This window comes from Algoriphagus litoralis (assembly GCF_003259255.1).
GTDB classification, from domain to species: Bacteria; Bacteroidota; Bacteroidia; order Cytophagales; family Cyclobacteriaceae; genus Algoriphagus; species Algoriphagus litoralis.
Genome location: NZ_QGOL01000003.1, coordinates 382,469 through 399,725, shown reverse-complemented (window position 1 = coordinate 399,725; position 17,257 = coordinate 382,469). Strand labels below are relative to the sequence as shown.

The window sequence follows — 17,257 nt, the reverse complement described above, 5'->3', positions numbered from 1 at the left end:
TTCTCATTTTAAGAAGCAGGCATTTTTTTTAGTTGGGAAAAATTGAAATATCAGTTTTTAACATAAATTTCGAGGAATTGAAAGCCTAAACGGCACAATGTCAATACACCAAAATAATTACACAAAATAGCCTATGAAAAATTTTACAAGAAAAATCTGGGGGACAGTGTTTTCACTCCTACTTCTGGTTTCCTTGGGAACCGGAGTTGCGCTCGCTCAGACAACCATCTCCGGCACAGTCACTGATGCAGATACCAAAGAGACATTGGTCGGAGTAAATATCCTTGTCAAAGGAAAAGTGATCGGCACGATCTCAGATCTCTCAGGTAAGTTCACCCTCAATGTATCACAGAACCCTCCGTTTACATTGGTGTTTTCAATGGTGGGTTTTACTACTCAAGAAGTGGAAATCACAAATGGAATAAGTGATCTTTCCATAGCCATGTCAGAATCCTCCATCATGGGACAAGAAGTAGTGATCTCTGCCTCCAGAGTGGAAGAAAGCATCATGCAATCTCCTGTATCGGTAGAAAAAATGGACATCATTGCCATTCGTGAAGTACCGCAGGCCAGCTTCTACGATGCCCTCAATAATATGAAAGGTGTAGAAATGAGTACGCAATCGCTTACCTTCAAATCGTTTAACACCAGAGGATTCAACGCAAACGGCAACGTGCGAACAGTTCAAATGATCGATGGAATGGACAATCAGGCACCTGGGTTGAACTTCTCCGTTGGTAATATTGTCGGTATTTCTGAGCTTGACCTCGAAAGTGTAGAACTACTTCCTGGTGCTTCCTCTGCATTGTATGGTCCAAATGCGATTAACGGGATTCTATTGATGAATTCTAAAAATCCTTTCCAATATCAGGGATTATCAGCAAGTGTTAAAACTGGCATCATGAGTGAGCAAAGCAGATCAACTGCTTCTACTGGCTTTTATGATTTCAGCGCCCGCTATGCAAAAGCTTTTAACAACAAACTAGCCTTCAAAGTAAACTTCTCTTATCTGTCTGCAGACGATTGGCAAGCCAATGATTTCAGAGATCAATCGCTTCTAAACGGCTCTTCTATTGAAGGAGGTTCAAGATTAAATAATCCAGGCTATAACGGTGTAAACGTCTATGGGGATGAAAGCACACAAAACCTGTTTTCGGTAGCTCAATCCTTGACACAAACCATCAATCCTGCAACTGGTCAGCCATTTTTACCAGCAGCAATCCTTCCTCTGATTCCACAGTCACAGATATCCCGGACAGGATATGCAGAGCGTGATCTGGCGGATTACAACACCAAATCAATCAAATTCAACGCAGCTCTGCACTGGAGATTGAATGACCGGGTAGAGGCGATATTCCAGGGAAATTATGGAGCAGGTACAACAGTCTATACTGGAGCTGACCGCTATTCCATTGCAAACTTTAAGTTGGGTCAATACAAAGCAGAGCTTAGAGGCTCACACTGGTACGTAAGAGCCTATACGACTCAGGAGCGTTCTGGAGATGCCTTTGCTGTAGGTATCGCAGCCAATGCAATCAATGAAGCTTGGAAACCTTCCGAACTCTGGTATGCCGAATATGCAGGAGCATTTGCGCAAGCCAAAGCTCAAGGCGCGGATGATGCTACAGCCCATGGCGTGGCACGTGGTGTGGCAGACACTGGAAGATTTGCTCCGGGTACAGCAGAATTCAACCAAGCCAGAAACAATACCACCTCTACTCCTATTCCTGGACAGTTTCAAACTATCCCAAGAAATATCGGATCCCAGTTTGTTGACAAAACTAACCTCTACCACGTTGAAGGTTCTTACCAATTAAAAGACGTCAAATTTGCCGATTTCGTAATTGGTGCTAACTATAGAAGCTATCAGCTGAATTCTGAAGGAACCTTATTTGCTCTTGATGAAAACGGCAGCGAATTTTCTATTGCTGAATACGGCGGATACGCTCAAGGCACCAAAAAACTGTTTAACGACAAGTTTAAACTGACAGCCTCTGTGAGATATGATAAGAACGAAAACTTCGATGGACAGTGGTCACCTAGAATATCTGGTGTATATACCGCAGGAAATCACAATTTCAGAGCATCTTATCAGACAGGTTTCAGAATACCTACCACACAGGATCAATATATTGATCTAGTAACTCCACAAGCTCGATTGATCGGTGGATTGCCTTTGTTTAGAGATCGATACAATTTCAGCCAAAACCCAGTGTATTCTCAAGCCACTGTAGCTAACTTCGGTGGTGCTGTGCTAAGAGATGCAGGAACTGAAGCCGTGAGAAACGCTGCTGTACAGCAGGCTATTCAGATCTTGATCGCTCAAGGTATCACACCTACTCCAGAATTGATCGCGCCACTAGCAGCTCAACTTGTACCTGTAATCGCGGCAACAAACAATCAGAACCTCCTTGTTGAAGAAGAATTGACTGACTTCCAGCCTGAGAGAGTAAAATCGTTTGAAGTAGGCTATAAAGGCCTTATTTCTAACAGACTCTTAATCGACGCCTATGCCTATTTCAACGAATTTGAAAACTTCATTGGCGGTCAGGTTTTGATTCAAGATAGAAATCCAAACCCTCAAAATCCTGCTTCAGCACTTGGGTTAAACCTATTGAGCGCGAACACAAGAAATGTGTTCTCCATGCCAGTCAACAGAACAGAAGTAATCAAATCATGGGGATGGGCCGTTGGATTGGATTACAAACTTCCTAAAAACTACTCCGTAGGCGGGAATGTATCCTATAACACACTATCAAACCTAGAGGACTTTGCAGAGACTGGATTTCAGCCATCTTTCAACACACCAGAATATCGATATGTTCTTAACTTCTCTAATAGAGAGTTTGTGAAAAACACAGGTTTCTCGCTGTCTTACAGATGGCAAGGTGAATTTGTATGGCAATCCTCATTCGTAGGCCCTGCAGTATCTTCTTCGCAACAATCCGTGATGCCTGCCTTCGGCACCTTTGATGCTCAGTTCAGCTACAAACTGAAAAACCTAAAATCCATCTTGAAAGTGGGCGGATCCAACTTGTTCAACTCAAGTGGATACCGTCAGGCTTGGGGTAACCCGACTGTCGGCACGATGTACTACATCAGTTTGACCTTTGATGAGTTTTTGAACTAAGACTCGATAAAATAAAATACAAAAGGCCATCTGGTAACTCCGGATGGCCTTTTTTAATTATCTATCACGAATACTATTTATTCAAATCAAAGAGATATAAGTCATTTGGAAGTTGAATGCTGGAAGCAACCAACCAGAAAATATGTTTGGATTAATAAATGGGTAACCTAAGGTGTAGGAAATTTTGGCTTTACAAATTAAGTAAGGTAAATAGCCCAAACCATTCCTATTTAGGAGATGATTACCAATGCTTTCCAGAGCTAAGAGATCCATGAATTGAATACAAATGAGTAATACAAAAGCAATTGAAAGTCATCTAGAATGAGCAAACTTTAGGAAAGAGCAAAAAAAAACCTGTCGATGAAGACAGGTTTTTTAGAATTCAAGAAACGTATATTAATTCACATCGCCCATCAATTTCTTGAGAACCGGTTTCAATAAAAAGAGCAATAGTGCAGATCCGACCACCGTATAGACGATCATCATAAACTGATCGGGCATGGCCGCCAAACCTTCTTCTGTTCCACCACTTGCCTCTCCAGCAATAATCCCGGCAAACAAGTTTCCAAGTGCCACAGACAAAAACCAAATGCCCATCATTTGTCCTCCATAGCCCTTTGGTGCTAATTTGGTTGTAACCGAAAGCCCAACTGGTGACAAACTCAACTCCCCAAATGTGTGAAGCATATAGGTAATGATTAACCAACTAGGGGCAGCTAAATCACCAGATGCCGCAATCTTTGTCGCGAAATACATCACAAAGAAACCCAATCCTAGTTGCAAAAGTCCAAAGGTAAATTTCAGAGGAGAGCTAGGTTCTAAATTTTTTCTCCCCAACCCTACCCATAGGGCTGCGAAAAACGGAGCGAAAATGATAATGAATAGTGAATTGATAGACTGGAAATAACCTGTTGGGATTTCCCAACCTAAGATCGTTCGGTCAGTAAATCGCTCGGCAAAAAGGTTCAAGGTGGACCCTGCTTGCTCAAAGCCTGACCAGAACATTGCTGAGAAAATAAAAAGGATTGCAATTGCGCCAACCTTCATTTTGTCAGGCTTTTCTAACCCACCAAAGAGCATCACATAGCCCAAATAACCAAAAGCAACTATTAATATAACTGTCCCCGATGCTCCTGCAATCGCTGAAGCGTCTATTGAAATCACACCTGTAAATAGTATCGCGATAATCACTGCACCAACTAGCCCGACCACTGAAGTAACGGACCTGAGTTTTTTCCTAGAAGCAATTTCTTGTTGCGTGACCGCAATAGGAGGTTCTCCATATCCATCCAGAGAGCTTCCTGTAAGTTTATATTGAATCAAACCAAACACCATACCTAGACCTGCCAATCCAAAGCCCATGTGCATATCATACTCAGCAACCGTACTACACGCTATAGGAGCAATAAATCCACCTAGGTTAATGCCCATATAAAAGATTGAAAATCCTGCATCACGCTTGGAACTGCCTGGAGGATAGAGTTGACCGACAATAGAGCTGATGTTGGGCTTCAATAATCCTGTCCCTAAAACGATCAAAATCAAACCCAAAAAGAAAGAAGTGGTGTCTAGGGTGCTGAGTGAATCTTTGGCTGCAGAGCCGCCATTAATCCAAGCTTCCACTCCTGGAAGTGCCATCATGAAATGACCTAGAGCAATAATAATTCCTCCGTACCAAACGGATTTTTTGAGTCCAAAAAGCCGATCAGCTAGCCAACCTCCAGGTAATGCCAAAAGGTAAACTCCCATCGTGTAGAGTCCATAAACAGCTCCGGCTGTTTTATCATCGAAACCTAACCCACCATCTACGATCGCTTTGGTCATAAAAAGGATTAAAAGTGCTCGCATTCCATAGTAACTGAAGCGTTCCCACATTTCAGTAAAAAAAAGCGTCATCAGTCCCTTTGGATGACCGAAGGCTGTTCCGCCTTCAAATTCTGGAGTCAGTTGTTTTTCCAAGTTCGTTTGTGTTTTGGGTAATATTCAATCTACAATGATAAACTTTTTTGCTTCTTGTTTCCAAAAGTTTTACAACCCTGACACTCAGATTCTCAAATTTTACTGAGGAAAATCAGCTTTAGCCTTTCCGCTATAACTATAAAAACTCTTCAAGTCAAATAATATTCTGTTTTTATTCCGTAATCGATTGAAAAGCGAAAAAATGAGGTTTTTTTGGTTTCGTTTTGAAAATATCTCCCTAATTTTGAGTAGACAATTTTCAGTATTTAAACCCAAATACGTATGCAGGACCTTGTTCTGACACCCTCTCTTTCTTCCTACCCACAACCAGATGTGGACACCAGTGGGAAAGTATTCACCAACCTTACCCCAGCCGAATTAGTCGAGCATGCTCTGAGCCGAAAGGAGGCATTCCTGACGGCCACAGGTGCCCTGATGGCAGACACCGGTAAATTTACCGGACGGGCTCCTCAGGACAGATTTATAGTGCTAGATGAGAAAACCAAAGACGCTGTCTGGTGGGGCGATGTCAATATCCCATTTGACGAAGGAAAGTTTGATGCTTTATTGGAAAAGATGAAATACCATCTTTCCACCAAAGACTTATTCGTCAGACATGCATTGGCTGGTGCTGATCCTGAGTACCAATTAAACCTAAAGGTGATCAACACCTTGGCCTGGCATAACCTATTTTGCTACAACATGTTTCTTAGGCCAAGCAAGGACCAAATCAAATCCTTTCAATCCGATTTCACGATCATCTGCGCGCCAGATTTTGAAGCAGACCCAGAACTGGATGGGACACGAAACCCAAACTTTGCCATCTTAAATCTAAGCAAGCGGATGATTCTGATCGGTGGAACTGCCTATGCTGGAGAGATGAAGAAGGGAATATTCTCAGTTCTGAATTTCATCCTTCCGCATGAGCGAAATGTGCTATCCATGCACTGTTCCGCCAATATGGGAAAGGATGGGGATACGGCGATATTTTTTGGACTTTCCGGTACGGGAAAAACTACGCTATCTGCGGATCCCAACCGCCAACTGATCGGCGACGATGAGCACGGCTGGACCAAAAATTCCGTTTTCAACTTTGAAGGTGGCTGCTACGCCAAAGTCATTGACCTGACTCGCGACAAAGAACCGGAGATTTATGATGCGATCAAGTTTGGGGCGATCGTTGAGAATACCCGATTCAAACCCGGGACAAGAGAAGTCGACTACACCAATAAATCTATCACGGAAAATACCCGTACCGCCTACCCGATCCATTACATTCCGAATGCGCTAAATCCCTCAGTAGCAGGCATCCCCAAAAATATCTTTTTCTTGACAGCAGATGCATTTGGAGTGATTCCTCCGATTTCAAAATTGAACAGCAGTCAGGCAATGTATCATTTTATCTCTGGCTATACCGCAAAAGTAGCGGGAACAGAAATGGGCGTCACTGAACCAAAATTGACTTTCTCGGCATGTTTTGGAGCGGCTTTCCTTCCTTTACATCCGACTACTTATGCAAAGCTTTTCGGCGAAAAAATGGAAAAGCATAAGGTGAACGTGTGGCTGATCAATACCGGATGGACTGGAGGACCGTATGGTATAGGCACCCGTATGAAGCTCTCTCATACTCGGGCAATGATTTCAGCTGCTCTCAACGGAAACTTGGAATTTGCGCCATTCAGAAAAGACCCAATTTTTGGATTTATGGTCCCTGAACTATGCCCAGACGTTCCTTTCGAAATCTTGAATCCAAGGAATACCTGGACAGATCCAAATCACTATGACGAAACTGCCAGAAATTTGGCTAAGGCATTTGTGGACAATTTCGAAAAATTCAGAGACGATGCTGATCACACGATAATAGAAGGATCTCCGATCGTTTAAGAAATAAGGGAATGAAATTCATTCCCTTTTCTTTTTTTCATGCTAAAAAACCAAGTCTAGGTCCTATTTTTGCCAACCAAATTCTTCTGAACCATTGTACGGTTAACTAGAAATTTTGAATCGGTGGAATCGGGTATGACAAATACCTCAAACATCAGGATAAGTACCTATCGAGCAAGATTTTAGGTGACCATTAAAAACAAATTATAAAGACATGAAAACTGCAGAAATCATTACAGAAAAAGGGACTATGAAAGTAGAATTCTACGAGAAGGACGCCCCTATCGCTGTTCAGAACTTCATAGACCTTTCGACCAAAGGGTTTTACGATGGGCTGACTTTTCACAGAGTAATCCCAAATTTTGTAATTCAGGGAGGATGCCCAAATGGAACAGGTACCGGTGGACCAGGTTACAAAATCAAATGCGAATTGGATGGGGACAATCAATACCATGATCGTGGTGTTCTATCGATGGCGCATGCCGGGAGAAATACAGGCGGTTCCCAGTTTTTCATCTGCCACAGCAGGACCAATACCGCACATTTGGACAGAAATCACACTTGCTTTGGCAAAGTAGTCGAAGGCTTGGATGTCATCGATGAGATCAGAGCAGGTGATAAAATTGAAAAAATCGTAATCTCAGAAGCTTAATGAAATCCCCTCAAATGAGGGGATTTTTTTTGAAGGACACTTAATCCAAGGTTTGGAATGGTAATTGAGTCTGATCAATTCATCAAGTTCAATCCATGAAAAATCGAATCGTCCTTCTCTCTTTTTTTATATTTCTGGTTACTTCTCAAGCTTCATTTTCTCAGCGATACGGCACAGCTGTTGGAATACGACTTGGCAACTCAGATTTAAACCGAACTTTTGGCCTTACAGTCCAGCAGCGTATACTTGACCGAGTAACACTTGAGGGTATTTTGCAATCGGATTTCAATAGAAATACAACCTTATCTTTTCTCGCCGAACGACATCGCCCGCTTATTTCCAAGCGGTTTAATTACTACTATGGTGGAGGGATTGCTTTCGGCAACGAGGAGAGTTTTGTGAAAAATGAGGAAACCAAACTTATAGATCATACCTATGGAAATTCAACGATTGGCATCGACTTGATCGCTGGGGTGGAATTAACCGTTGCGAATGCTGTGATTTCACTCGATTACAAGCCAAATATAAATCTTGCCGGGAGATCGGAGTTTTACAGAGGACAGGTAGGAATCTCAGCGAGGACTGTGTTGGTGAAAAGTAAGGAGCAGAAACGCAAACAAAGGCAACGCCAAAAAGCCAAAAAATCATCTCAAAGAAAATCCGTCAACCCCTTTTCTGAATTATTCAAAAAGAAATAATCACTGATTTTCTATTCGGTTTTGAAAGAAAACCTTTTCATGGATGTCGGAATTTTTGACCACGCTACGGTACCATTTCATCCGAAGCTTGTTTTTTTCAGATTCGGAAAGGTAAAAGTCAGGTAGGGTTAGCTCCTCAGCCTTTTTAACCAAATCATACAAAATAATGGAGGCTGAAACAGAAATATTAAAACTGTCGGTAAAGCCCAGCATGGGAATGTGTACGAGACCATCTGCTTTGGATTTGACCTCTTCTGATATTCCTTCGTGCTCATTTCCAAATACCAGAGCTAGTTTTTCTGTCGGCTGCAAATCGTAAATTGGCATGGCAGAAGGCTCTGGACTGGTTCCATAAATCTTGTACCCTTTGGCCTTTAGTGTGTGAAAACAGTTGTCTACAGAATTTGTCCCTTCTTTGAAGTGCTTGTATAGATCAACCCACTGAGAGGCACCACGAGTCACAAATGGATTGACCTTGTATTGATCCGTTTTTTCGATGATGTGAATGTCCTGCAGCCCAAAACAATCGCAGGTACGGATCACTGCACTGGCATTGTGAGGCTTAAAAATGTCCTCCAAAACGACTGTGAGATGTCGGGTTCGTTTAGATAGCACCTTTTCCATCACTGATTTTTTATGGGCAGTGATGTATTGACCTAAATAATCTAGCAGGTCCTGATCAAATTCGTTATCGTATATAGATTTAGTCATGAAAACTCAGGGGCTTTTAGAAAAGCCCCAATTGTTCATCATCGTCTTTTTTAGGCGTCAGATCGATCTTACTTCCAACTTCGAGCTCCTGATCTGTATCAGCAGACTCCACCTCTGAGACTTCTTCTTCTTCTTCACTTCCCACATCTTCATCGGTTTTTTCTGAAATGATCAGTGAAATTTCTTTGACTGGATAAGTGCTGAGCTTATTTCCAATGGCCTTCCAACCCTTGACATCGATGAGCATATCGAGGTCATACTCCATGATTTCATCTTCTTTTCCTTTACTCAACGTGACTGAAACCTGCGGTTGATTTGCAGTCGATACGACCTTGAGGTAAGATTGCTTATGATCCGTGATGAAGTTGAATCGCTTGTTGACAGTGGTAGTTTCAATCAAAAACCGCTTGACAAAAAAAGTTTTGGTTCCACCATCAAAATAAATGGCAGAGATGACTTTTTGAATATCAAACTTCTCTATCAAGACCACATCTTTGGGTTCGTATCGATTGGTCAATTCAAAGCTGGTAAGCTCGTAGTCGCCGTTTCGGTAAAAAACAAGAATCTTATCATCTCCCAAAAAGTTGCCAATTAACTTGCCTCTTTGATCTGTATTGAGCCGTCCGATCACGGCATCATAGAATATGTTGATCCCACCCAACGTGGATTTTCCTTCCATTTTCAGTTGAATCTTTCTGACTGGATATCGGGTCAGAATATTCCCGCCTGCTCCCCTGCCTTTGATTTCGATCTCAGCAAAGTCAAAGTCAAAAACTTTCACTCTTGCTTTGGCGCCCTGAGTCAAATAGACAGTCACGAGTTCCGCCTCACCATTCGGATTTGCAGTCAGGTAAAGAACTTTTGTACCCTTGGTTCCTTTGGTCAGATCGTATTCCTTGTCTCTTGTGATCCCACCGATTTGGAATCGCTTGACCATGGCTCGACCTGAGCCTCCATCCAGATAGATCAGGTTGTAGGTCATTCGGTCATCATTCTTTCGAAAAACACCTACATACAGGATATCCTTTCCCATAAATCCTTTCTCCTGAATTTTGGATACCATGAATTTACCATCACGACGCAAAACAATCACATCATCCAAATCAGAACAATCACAGATAAACTCATCCTTTTTAAGCCCATATCCAACAAAACCATCCGTCCGATTGACGTAGAGCTTTGCGTTATTTGCTGCTACCACAGTGGCTTCGATCGTATCCAAAGCACGAATCTCTGTCTTTCGCTCACGTCCTTTTCCATACTTATCCAGGAGACTTTGATAGTATTTGATCGAGTATTCCGTGAGATGCTTGAGGTTGTAATTGACCTCTTTTAGCTCCTCTTGAAGACGTTTCATCAATTCATCTGCCTTGAAGGCATCGAATTTCGAGATTCGCTTGATTTTGATTTCTGTCAGACGAACAAGATCATCCTGAGTGATTTCCCTGTAAAAGTCAGGCTTGTAGGGATCCAAACCACGATCAATTGCCTCCAACACTGCATCCCAAGTGGTACATTCCTCAATATCCCGGTAGATTCGGTTTTCGATGAAAATCTTCTCCAACGATGAGAAAAGTAAACGCTCCATCAATTCCCCTCTGCGAATCTCCAATTCTCGCTTGAGGAGTTCTTTGGTTTGCTGTGTATTGTATTCGAGAATTCTGTTTACTGTGAGGAATACAGGCTTGTCATCTATAATGACACAGGCATTTGGTGAAATGGAAATTTCACAGTCCGTGAATGCATACAAGGCATCAATCGTCACATCCGGAGAAACTCCCGGAGCCAGCTGGATCTGGATTTCGACATCTTTGGCCGTATTGTCGACGACTTTTTTGATTTTAATCTTTCCTTTATCGTTGGCTTTCAAGATAGAATCAATCAAAGAGTCTGTGGTAACACCATACGGAATCTCTTTGATAACTAGCGTCTTACTATCCTCCTCTTCAATTCTGGCTCTAACCTTTACTTTTCCGCCACGATGCCCTTCATTGTATTCTGAGAAGTCAGCCAGACCACCAGTCATGAAGTCTGGAAGGACATTGGTTTTGTTTCCTTTCAGGATTTCTATCGACCCTTCGATCAATTCGATAAAATTGTGTGGTAGGATTTTAGTAGAAAGTCCCACTGCGATTCCCTCTACACCTTGGGCTAGAAGCAAGGGAAACTTAACGGGTAGCGTGACTGGTTCACGCTTTCTTCCATCATAGGAAAGCTGCCACTCAGTAGTCTGCGGATTGAACACCACATCCAAAGCAAACTTGGACAGACGAGCCTCAATGTAACGCGCCGCTGCTGCACCGTCACCTGTGCGGACATCACCCCAGTTTCCCTGAGTCTCGATGAGCAGTTCCTTTTGACCCATGTTCACCATGGCATCGCCAATAGACTGATCACCATGTGGGTGATATTGCATGGATTGGCCGATGATATTGGCGACTTTGTTAAATCGGCCATCATCCATTTCCTTCATGGCATGGAGAATCCTCCGCTGTACTGGCTTCAGACCATCCTCTATCGCTGGTACAGCCCGCTCCAAAATCACATAGGAGGCATAGTCCAGAAACCATTCCTTATACATGCCAGTGATAGGCACAGAGGTGTGAAGACTTTCGTCTCCACCTTCTACAGTCTTATTTTCGTCACTCATTTATACTATCCAATTTTGGTAAATGTAAGTAGTCACCAAGACCATACTTACCGAAATCATATTTCCGATCAGGAAATAATCGTTTGAAACTTTATTCTCGTCAGCCTTAATCCTAGTACCAATTTTCAATGCCCCGAACAAGGTCAACCCATGGTATACTTCTGTAAACAAGCAGAGATAAAGAAATATCCGTTCAATAATTCCATTCCACATGGGACGAGTTGATCCATATTCCCCCAGATAATGCTTTCTGACCCTGCGAAATGTAACATATGCCACCAACTCAGAGCCTATATAAATGAGGAAAAAGCTAATCGATATCGGCATAAATCAATCTGGTCAGTTTTTTGCGTTTTCGGTAGGATTCCAATCCCAATGACTTGAACCTACGCCAAATCAGCGAAACATCTTTTGCTAAGATCTCAGCTACTTTTTTATAGTCTCGGTAATGAAAGTATCCACTAATAATCTGTCGATCCTTCCATTTCCATTCTTCTTGCATCTCTAAGAGGATATTCATGGCCAATGCCATTTGTGTTTTTTTAGCAATCGTACCAGAAATCACCATTCTATCCTCTTCCTGCTTCATTTCGACCAAAGCTTCCCTTACTTCTGAAAGTCCAGGCCCCAGCATCCCGTAGGCTATTGTTGGGTTAATAGGCGTAGAAATTTCCCCGAATCCCAAGCTATATCGAATCAGAATCTCTACATCCAGATCCCAGCGGTACTCCTCCAAAGCTATGACCACTTCAGCGGCTTCTTTTGCCGAAGTGACAATGCCTTGGAACTCATCCCCAAGTGTAATGGTCAGCGGTGATTCAAAGCTGGTAGAATAATCTTGATTCACCTTTTGGATCAACCTCGCAAAATTCTCCTGAAGTAGGGTTTGATCTCCTTCCCTGCTTCCTATGATATCTCCCATTAATATCCAATGTGACATAAGTTTCTAATTTTGCATTATTTATACAAATATATATTTTTTTGCATATTTTATACAAAAATATATTTATTGTATTTTTCATGCAAATTTAAACTACGTCAAGCTCCTCTTGCTCTTCAGTTTTTCTCGGATCATCCAGAGCCAGATCTTTTTCAATTTTCAGATTATCGATAATGAAAAGCTGTCGATCCGGCGTATTCTTACCCATGTAGAACGTAAGCAGATCAGATATCTTGGTCTCCTTATTCAAAATGATAGGATCAAGCCGAATATTTTCTCCAATAAATGTCCCGAATTCTTCAGGTGAAATCTCTCCAAGTCCCTTAAATCGGGTGATTTCCGGCTTGCTCCCCAACTTGTGAATCGCACGCTGCCGTTCTTCATCAGAATAGCAGTAGATCGTTTCCTTCTTATTCCGAACCCGGAAAAGAGGCGTATCGAGGATAAAAAGATGCCCATTTTTCACCAGGTCAGGGAAAAACTGGAGGAAATAGGTCATGATCAACAATCGGATGTGCATCCCATCCACATCTGCATCTGTAGCGATGACAATCTTACGATAGCGTAGATTTTCGATTCCGTCTTCGATATTTAAGGCATGCTGAAGCAGATTGAACTCTTCATTTTCATAGACCACCTTTTTGGTCATGCCAAAACAGTTGAGGGGTTTTCCACGAAGTGAAAATACAGCCTGAGTCTGTACATCACGCGATTTGGTAATAGAACCGGAAGCCGAATCCCCTTCTGTGATGAAGAGCATCGAATTGTTTTTTACATCCTCATTGGCCTTGGGATCATCGTAATGCACACGACAATCTCTCAGTTTTTTGTTATGAAGATTGGCCTTTTTGGCACGCTCATTTGCGAGCTTTTTGATCCCTGAAATCTCTTTGCGCTCACGCTCAGACTGCAAAATCCGCTTGAGTAAGGCATCTGCTACTGCTGGGTTCTTATGGAGATAATTATCCAGTTCGGTTTTGATGAAATCATTCACAAAAGTCCTCAGGGTAGGCCCATCGGGACCGACACTCTGAGAACCCAGTTTGGTCTTTGTCTGCGACTCAAAAACAGGCTCCTGGACACGCACTGCAATAGCCGCTACGACAGATTGCCGAATATCTGACGCGTCGTAGTCTTTCTTGAAAAATTCCCGGATCGTTTTCACAATCGCTTCGCGAAAAGCAGCCAAGTGAGTCCCTCCTTGCGTCGTATATTGCCCATTGACAAACGAATAATATTCCTCACCGTACGAACCTGAGTGAGTAATAGCCACCTCGATGTCGTTTCCTTTAAGATGAATGATCGGATAGCGTATACTTTCCTCATCAATCTTATTGGAAAGCAAATCATACAAACCCCGATCAGAAAAGTACTTCTTCCCATTGAAGTTGATTGTCAATCCGGCATTCAGATAGGCATAGTTCCAAATCTGATTTTCGAGATATTCTGGGATGAAGTGGTAGTTTTTGAAAATAGAAGCATCCGGAGAGAAAACGACTTTGGTTCCATTTCGATCATTGGAAGGCCCTATAGGCGGATCATTCACCAAAATCCCTTTTTCAAATTCAGCCATTTTGGATTGACCTTCCCGAAAGGATTGAACTTTGAAAAAATCTGCCAAGGCATTGACCGCTTTGGTACCGACTCCATTCAATCCTACTGATTTTTGAAAAGCCCCGGAATCATACTTTCCTCCGGTATTGATTTTGGAGACACAATCGATGACTTTTCCCAAAGGGATGCCCCGCCCATAATCTCGGATTTCAACCTTGTGCTCGGAAATTTTCACATCGATCGTCCTGCCATACCCCATCATGTGTTCATCTATGGCGTTGTCCAAAATTTCTTTGACCAAGACATAGATTCCATCATCCTGAGCACTTCCGTCACCTAATTTTCCGATATACATCCCTGGACGAAGGCGGATATGCTCACGCCAATCCAGAGATTTGATACTGTCTTCTGTATATTTTACTGGTTCTGCCATAATGCTACGTTAATCTCTATTCTGAACCTGCTTGAATTTGCCGATCAGCAGGACAAACAGTCCAATCACCCAAACTACCAAAAATGCTGGAAGCAAGTAAAAGAAAAAGTCAAACTGGCTACTGGAAATTTCTTCCTGATTGTTGATCGAGTGAACAAAAAACACCAATAAGGCCAAGCTGAGATTTACTATGCCTCCAAAAGAATAAAACCAGGCAAGAAAATAATCCCGAAACGGATCCCCAATTGGAAATATCCGGTGAAGCCGCTTGTTTGATTTCGTTTCCAAGGACTTAGGCGGCAATAAGATGATTCCATTGAAAATCACAAACGCTGCAATCATGCCATAAAAAAAAGAACCCTTTTCCCAATCTCTAATCAACGTTCCATTTTCATCGATGCCTAATCCGACGGTCTCTGGAAGTGCCGAATAGAAGTACAGGAGAAAGAACACAAAAAGCAAAATACTGACAAAGTAGAATGCCTTTCCAAATCTGTAATACATAAGTTTGAGTGATTGAATGCGCTAATATAACCGATTTGGGTAAACCGAATGAGTTAAAAATGTGTTCAAAAGAGCGATTTAACTGACAACTGAAGTCAGGGATAGCCCAATCAAGTGAAACTCAATGAACTGCCGATAAATCCAGAATTCTAGGCCTTAAAACCTTTGAAAGCTTTTGGGAAAGCTTCAAAAATTGACACCATCTTTGCGGCTCAATTACATCAAAATGAAAAAACTAACCTATCCACTAATCATCCTGCTATCAGCTTTTACCATGTTGTCTTGCAGTGGTCCATTAGATGCCGGAAATGTAAATCTTGAAAACTGGAAATCTGACCGCGATGGCTGCAAAGGTCTCAGAATGCAGGAACTTGAGGCATTTCAGGCGATCAAAAACACCTTCCTTGGGGCGGATAATCAGGCTTTGATCAAGACCTTTGGGCGACCAGACCGAGTAGAATTAGTGGATAAAAGCCAAAGTTTTTTCTTCTACTTTATCGAGCCCAGCGGAGATTGTGCCGGCGTGGAAAAAGAAAAAGAACCCCTGCGAGTTCTTTTCCGAATGAATGCGATCAGTAAAGTATCAGAAGTGACTATCACAACCCTGAACCCATAAAGCAAAGGGCAGCTGCACCAAGGGTACCTGCATTGTTTTCAAGAGTAGCTTTTTTCAGTTTAAGGTCTTTCACATAGTAGGGAGTCAGAAACTTCCTCGTATTGTACTCAATGGTTGGCATCATAAATTCGAGGCCAGCTGAAATCCCCCCTCCAAAATAAACGTCAGTAACGTCCAAAATGCGAACAGTAGATACAATCGCTTCACTGAGAATCTGTGCTACTTCCTTGAATACCATTAGCGATACTTCGTTTCCCGTCTTTGCGGTATCTACCAGCAAATGGGTTCCCAGATCTTTGCCAATCAACTCTCCTGCTTTTTCTGGATAAGCATTGATCAGATTGTCCATTATCCGCAGGATTCCATTTCTCCCGATGAGTGTTTCCAACCCTGCATTTCCTCTGGATAGCATATGACCCATTTCCAGTGCATTTCCCCTTGATCCTTTGAATACCTGACCATCTAAAACCAACGCACTGCCAATTCCGGTACCCATAGTGATAAACAGGAAATTTTCGGCGACATCGCCTTTACCATAGTAGAATTCACCGATAGCAGCGGCGGCAGCGTCATTTTCCATGAAAAATTCATGATTGGGGTACTTTTCCAATAATCCTGCTTTGAGTGGAAATCCGTTCAAATCCGGAATAGCGGGGATTTCCAATGGAGTCGTTCGGTTCTTGGATATCATACCAGGCAAGCCGATGCCTACTTTCTCAACTTCCGGGTATTTGGCCAGAAATTTCCCCATCCCCTCGATGAAGCATTTTCCAAAACCATCAGGATGATCTCTGTAGGGAGTAGTATCTTCTTTTTGGAAGTCCAGCATAGTGCCCTCCCTGTCTACTAATCCGATCTTGAGATGTGTGCCTCCGACATCTACACCCAAAAAAAGAGAATCCTGTTTGCTCATTGTTTATTTATAGGTTTGATTGTTAAAAAAGCAAAAGAAACGGTTTACTTCCTATAATCTTTGCCGATCTCGTAAAAAATTTTCAATACAGCAGGACAGACCAGTGTATTTTTCAAACTTAAGTCCAAAATCCCCAGCATATTTTTTCGATTTGTGTGAGGATATTCACGGCAAGCCTTTGGGCGGTCTTCATAGACAAGACACTTATTATCAGCTCCCAAAAATGGACAAGGCGATGACCTAAGTACATAATCGCCCTCTTCATCTCTGAAAAGATAGGCATCGATAAATTCACTGCTCTTCATCCTGAAAACTTTCGCGAGACGATCGATGTCAGTTTGAATAAAAATAGGACTTGTCGTCTTGCAACAGTTTGCACAGTCCAGGCAGTCGAGTTCTTGGAAAGTATCTTCATGCAGCTGCAGGAAAATTGAATCCAGGTTCTTCGGTTTTGTGTTTTTGAGCTTGTCCCTCAGCTTCTTATTTCCGGGAAATTCTGACTTACTTTCCTTGGAGAATTTTTCGAGATCTATTTTCAATTTTCAAATGATTGATTTATATGCACTTAAATAAAATCAAAAAAATCCAATCGTTTATTTGATCGGGCTGTCGG

Annotated in this window: 14 protein-coding genes; 5 read left to right on the top strand and 9 right to left on the bottom strand. The window is 42.2% G+C overall.

The features are described 5' to 3' along the window. Positions 1–133: 133 nt before the first annotated feature. A complete protein-coding gene (locus DK188_RS05150) occupies positions 134–3,130 on the top strand; it encodes a TonB-dependent receptor (RefSeq protein WP_111669728.1) in 2,997 nt (998 codons plus the stop codon). A gap of 396 nt (positions 3,131–3,526) precedes the next feature. On the opposite strand, the gene DK188_RS05140 is transcribed toward DK188_RS05150, so the two are convergent. After that, the gene (locus tag DK188_RS05140) at positions 3,527–5,026 is read right to left on the bottom strand and encodes a peptide MFS transporter (RefSeq protein WP_232825666.1); all 1,500 of its coding nucleotides are present in this window, start codon (positions 5,024–5,026) and stop codon (positions 3,527–3,529) included. A 345-nt stretch (positions 5,027–5,371) separates the two neighbouring features. Between DK188_RS05140 and pckA the strand changes: the two genes are divergently transcribed. From pckA to DK188_RS05125, 3 genes are all read left to right on the top strand, one after another. Next, positions 5,372–6,973 carry a phosphoenolpyruvate carboxykinase (ATP) gene (gene pckA, locus DK188_RS05135; protein WP_111669725.1) on the top strand — a complete coding sequence of 534 codons (1,602 nt, stop codon included), beginning with the start codon at positions 5,372–5,374 and terminating at the stop codon, positions 6,971–6,973. A 214-nt stretch (positions 6,974–7,187) separates the two neighbouring features. Then, a complete protein-coding gene (locus tag DK188_RS05130) occupies positions 7,188–7,625 on the top strand; it encodes a peptidylprolyl isomerase (protein ID WP_111669724.1) in 438 nt (145 codons plus the stop codon). Positions 7,626–7,720: 95 nt separating this feature from the next. Then, a complete protein-coding gene (locus tag DK188_RS05125; RefSeq protein WP_111669723.1) occupies positions 7,721–8,323 on the top strand; it encodes a hypothetical protein in 603 nt (200 codons plus the stop codon). On the opposite strand, the gene DK188_RS05120 is transcribed toward DK188_RS05125, so the two are convergent. From DK188_RS05120 to DK188_RS05095, 6 genes are all read right to left on the bottom strand, one after another. Next, positions 8,324–9,034: a TrmH family RNA methyltransferase gene (locus DK188_RS05120; RefSeq protein WP_111669722.1), complete on the bottom strand. Its 711-nt coding sequence runs from the start codon at positions 9,032–9,034 to the stop codon at positions 8,324–8,326. 16 nt (positions 9,035–9,050) lie between these two features. Then, positions 9,051–11,684, bottom strand: coding sequence for a DNA gyrase/topoisomerase IV subunit A (locus tag DK188_RS05115; RefSeq protein ID WP_111669721.1), 2,634 nt, complete (start codon positions 11,682–11,684; stop codon positions 9,051–9,053). Then, positions 11,685–12,011 (bottom strand): hypothetical protein, encoded by a 327-nt coding sequence (locus tag DK188_RS05110; protein ID WP_111669720.1) that lies wholly within the window; start codon positions 12,009–12,011, stop codon positions 11,685–11,687. Beyond that, entirely contained in the window at positions 11,995–12,624 is a 630-nt protein-coding gene (locus tag DK188_RS05105) for a SatD family protein (RefSeq protein ID WP_111669719.1), read from the bottom strand. Before DK188_RS05105 ends, DK188_RS05110 begins: the two co-directional genes overlap by 17 nt. Before the next feature lie 88 nt (positions 12,625–12,712). Beyond that, positions 12,713–14,611: a DNA topoisomerase IV subunit B gene (locus tag DK188_RS05100; protein WP_111669718.1), complete on the bottom strand. Its 1,899-nt coding sequence runs from the start codon at positions 14,609–14,611 to the stop codon at positions 12,713–12,715. A 9-nt stretch (positions 14,612–14,620) separates the two neighbouring features. Further along, positions 14,621–15,115 carry a DNA topoisomerase IV gene (locus DK188_RS05095; protein WP_111669717.1) on the bottom strand — a complete coding sequence of 165 codons (495 nt, stop codon included), beginning with the start codon at positions 15,113–15,115 and terminating at the stop codon, positions 14,621–14,623. Positions 15,116–15,341: 226 nt separating this feature from the next. Here DK188_RS05095 and DK188_RS05090 point away from each other — a divergent pair, with 226 nt between their 5' ends. Further along, positions 15,342–15,731 (top strand): hypothetical protein, encoded by a 390-nt coding sequence (locus DK188_RS05090; RefSeq protein WP_111669829.1) that lies wholly within the window; start codon positions 15,342–15,344, stop codon positions 15,729–15,731. Here the strand turns inward: DK188_RS05090 and DK188_RS05085 are convergent. Beyond that, complete coding sequence (locus tag DK188_RS05085; RefSeq protein ID WP_111669716.1) at positions 15,712–16,644, bottom strand: ROK family protein; 933 nt, start codon at positions 16,642–16,644, stop codon at positions 15,712–15,714. The two genes, DK188_RS05090 and DK188_RS05085, sit on opposite strands and share 20 nt — an antisense overlap. A gap of 44 nt (positions 16,645–16,688) precedes the next feature. Next, positions 16,689–17,177 (bottom strand): YkgJ family cysteine cluster protein, encoded by a 489-nt coding sequence (locus DK188_RS05080; RefSeq protein ID WP_111669828.1) that lies wholly within the window; start codon positions 17,175–17,177, stop codon positions 16,689–16,691. Between the last annotated feature and the right edge of the window lie 80 nt (positions 17,178–17,257).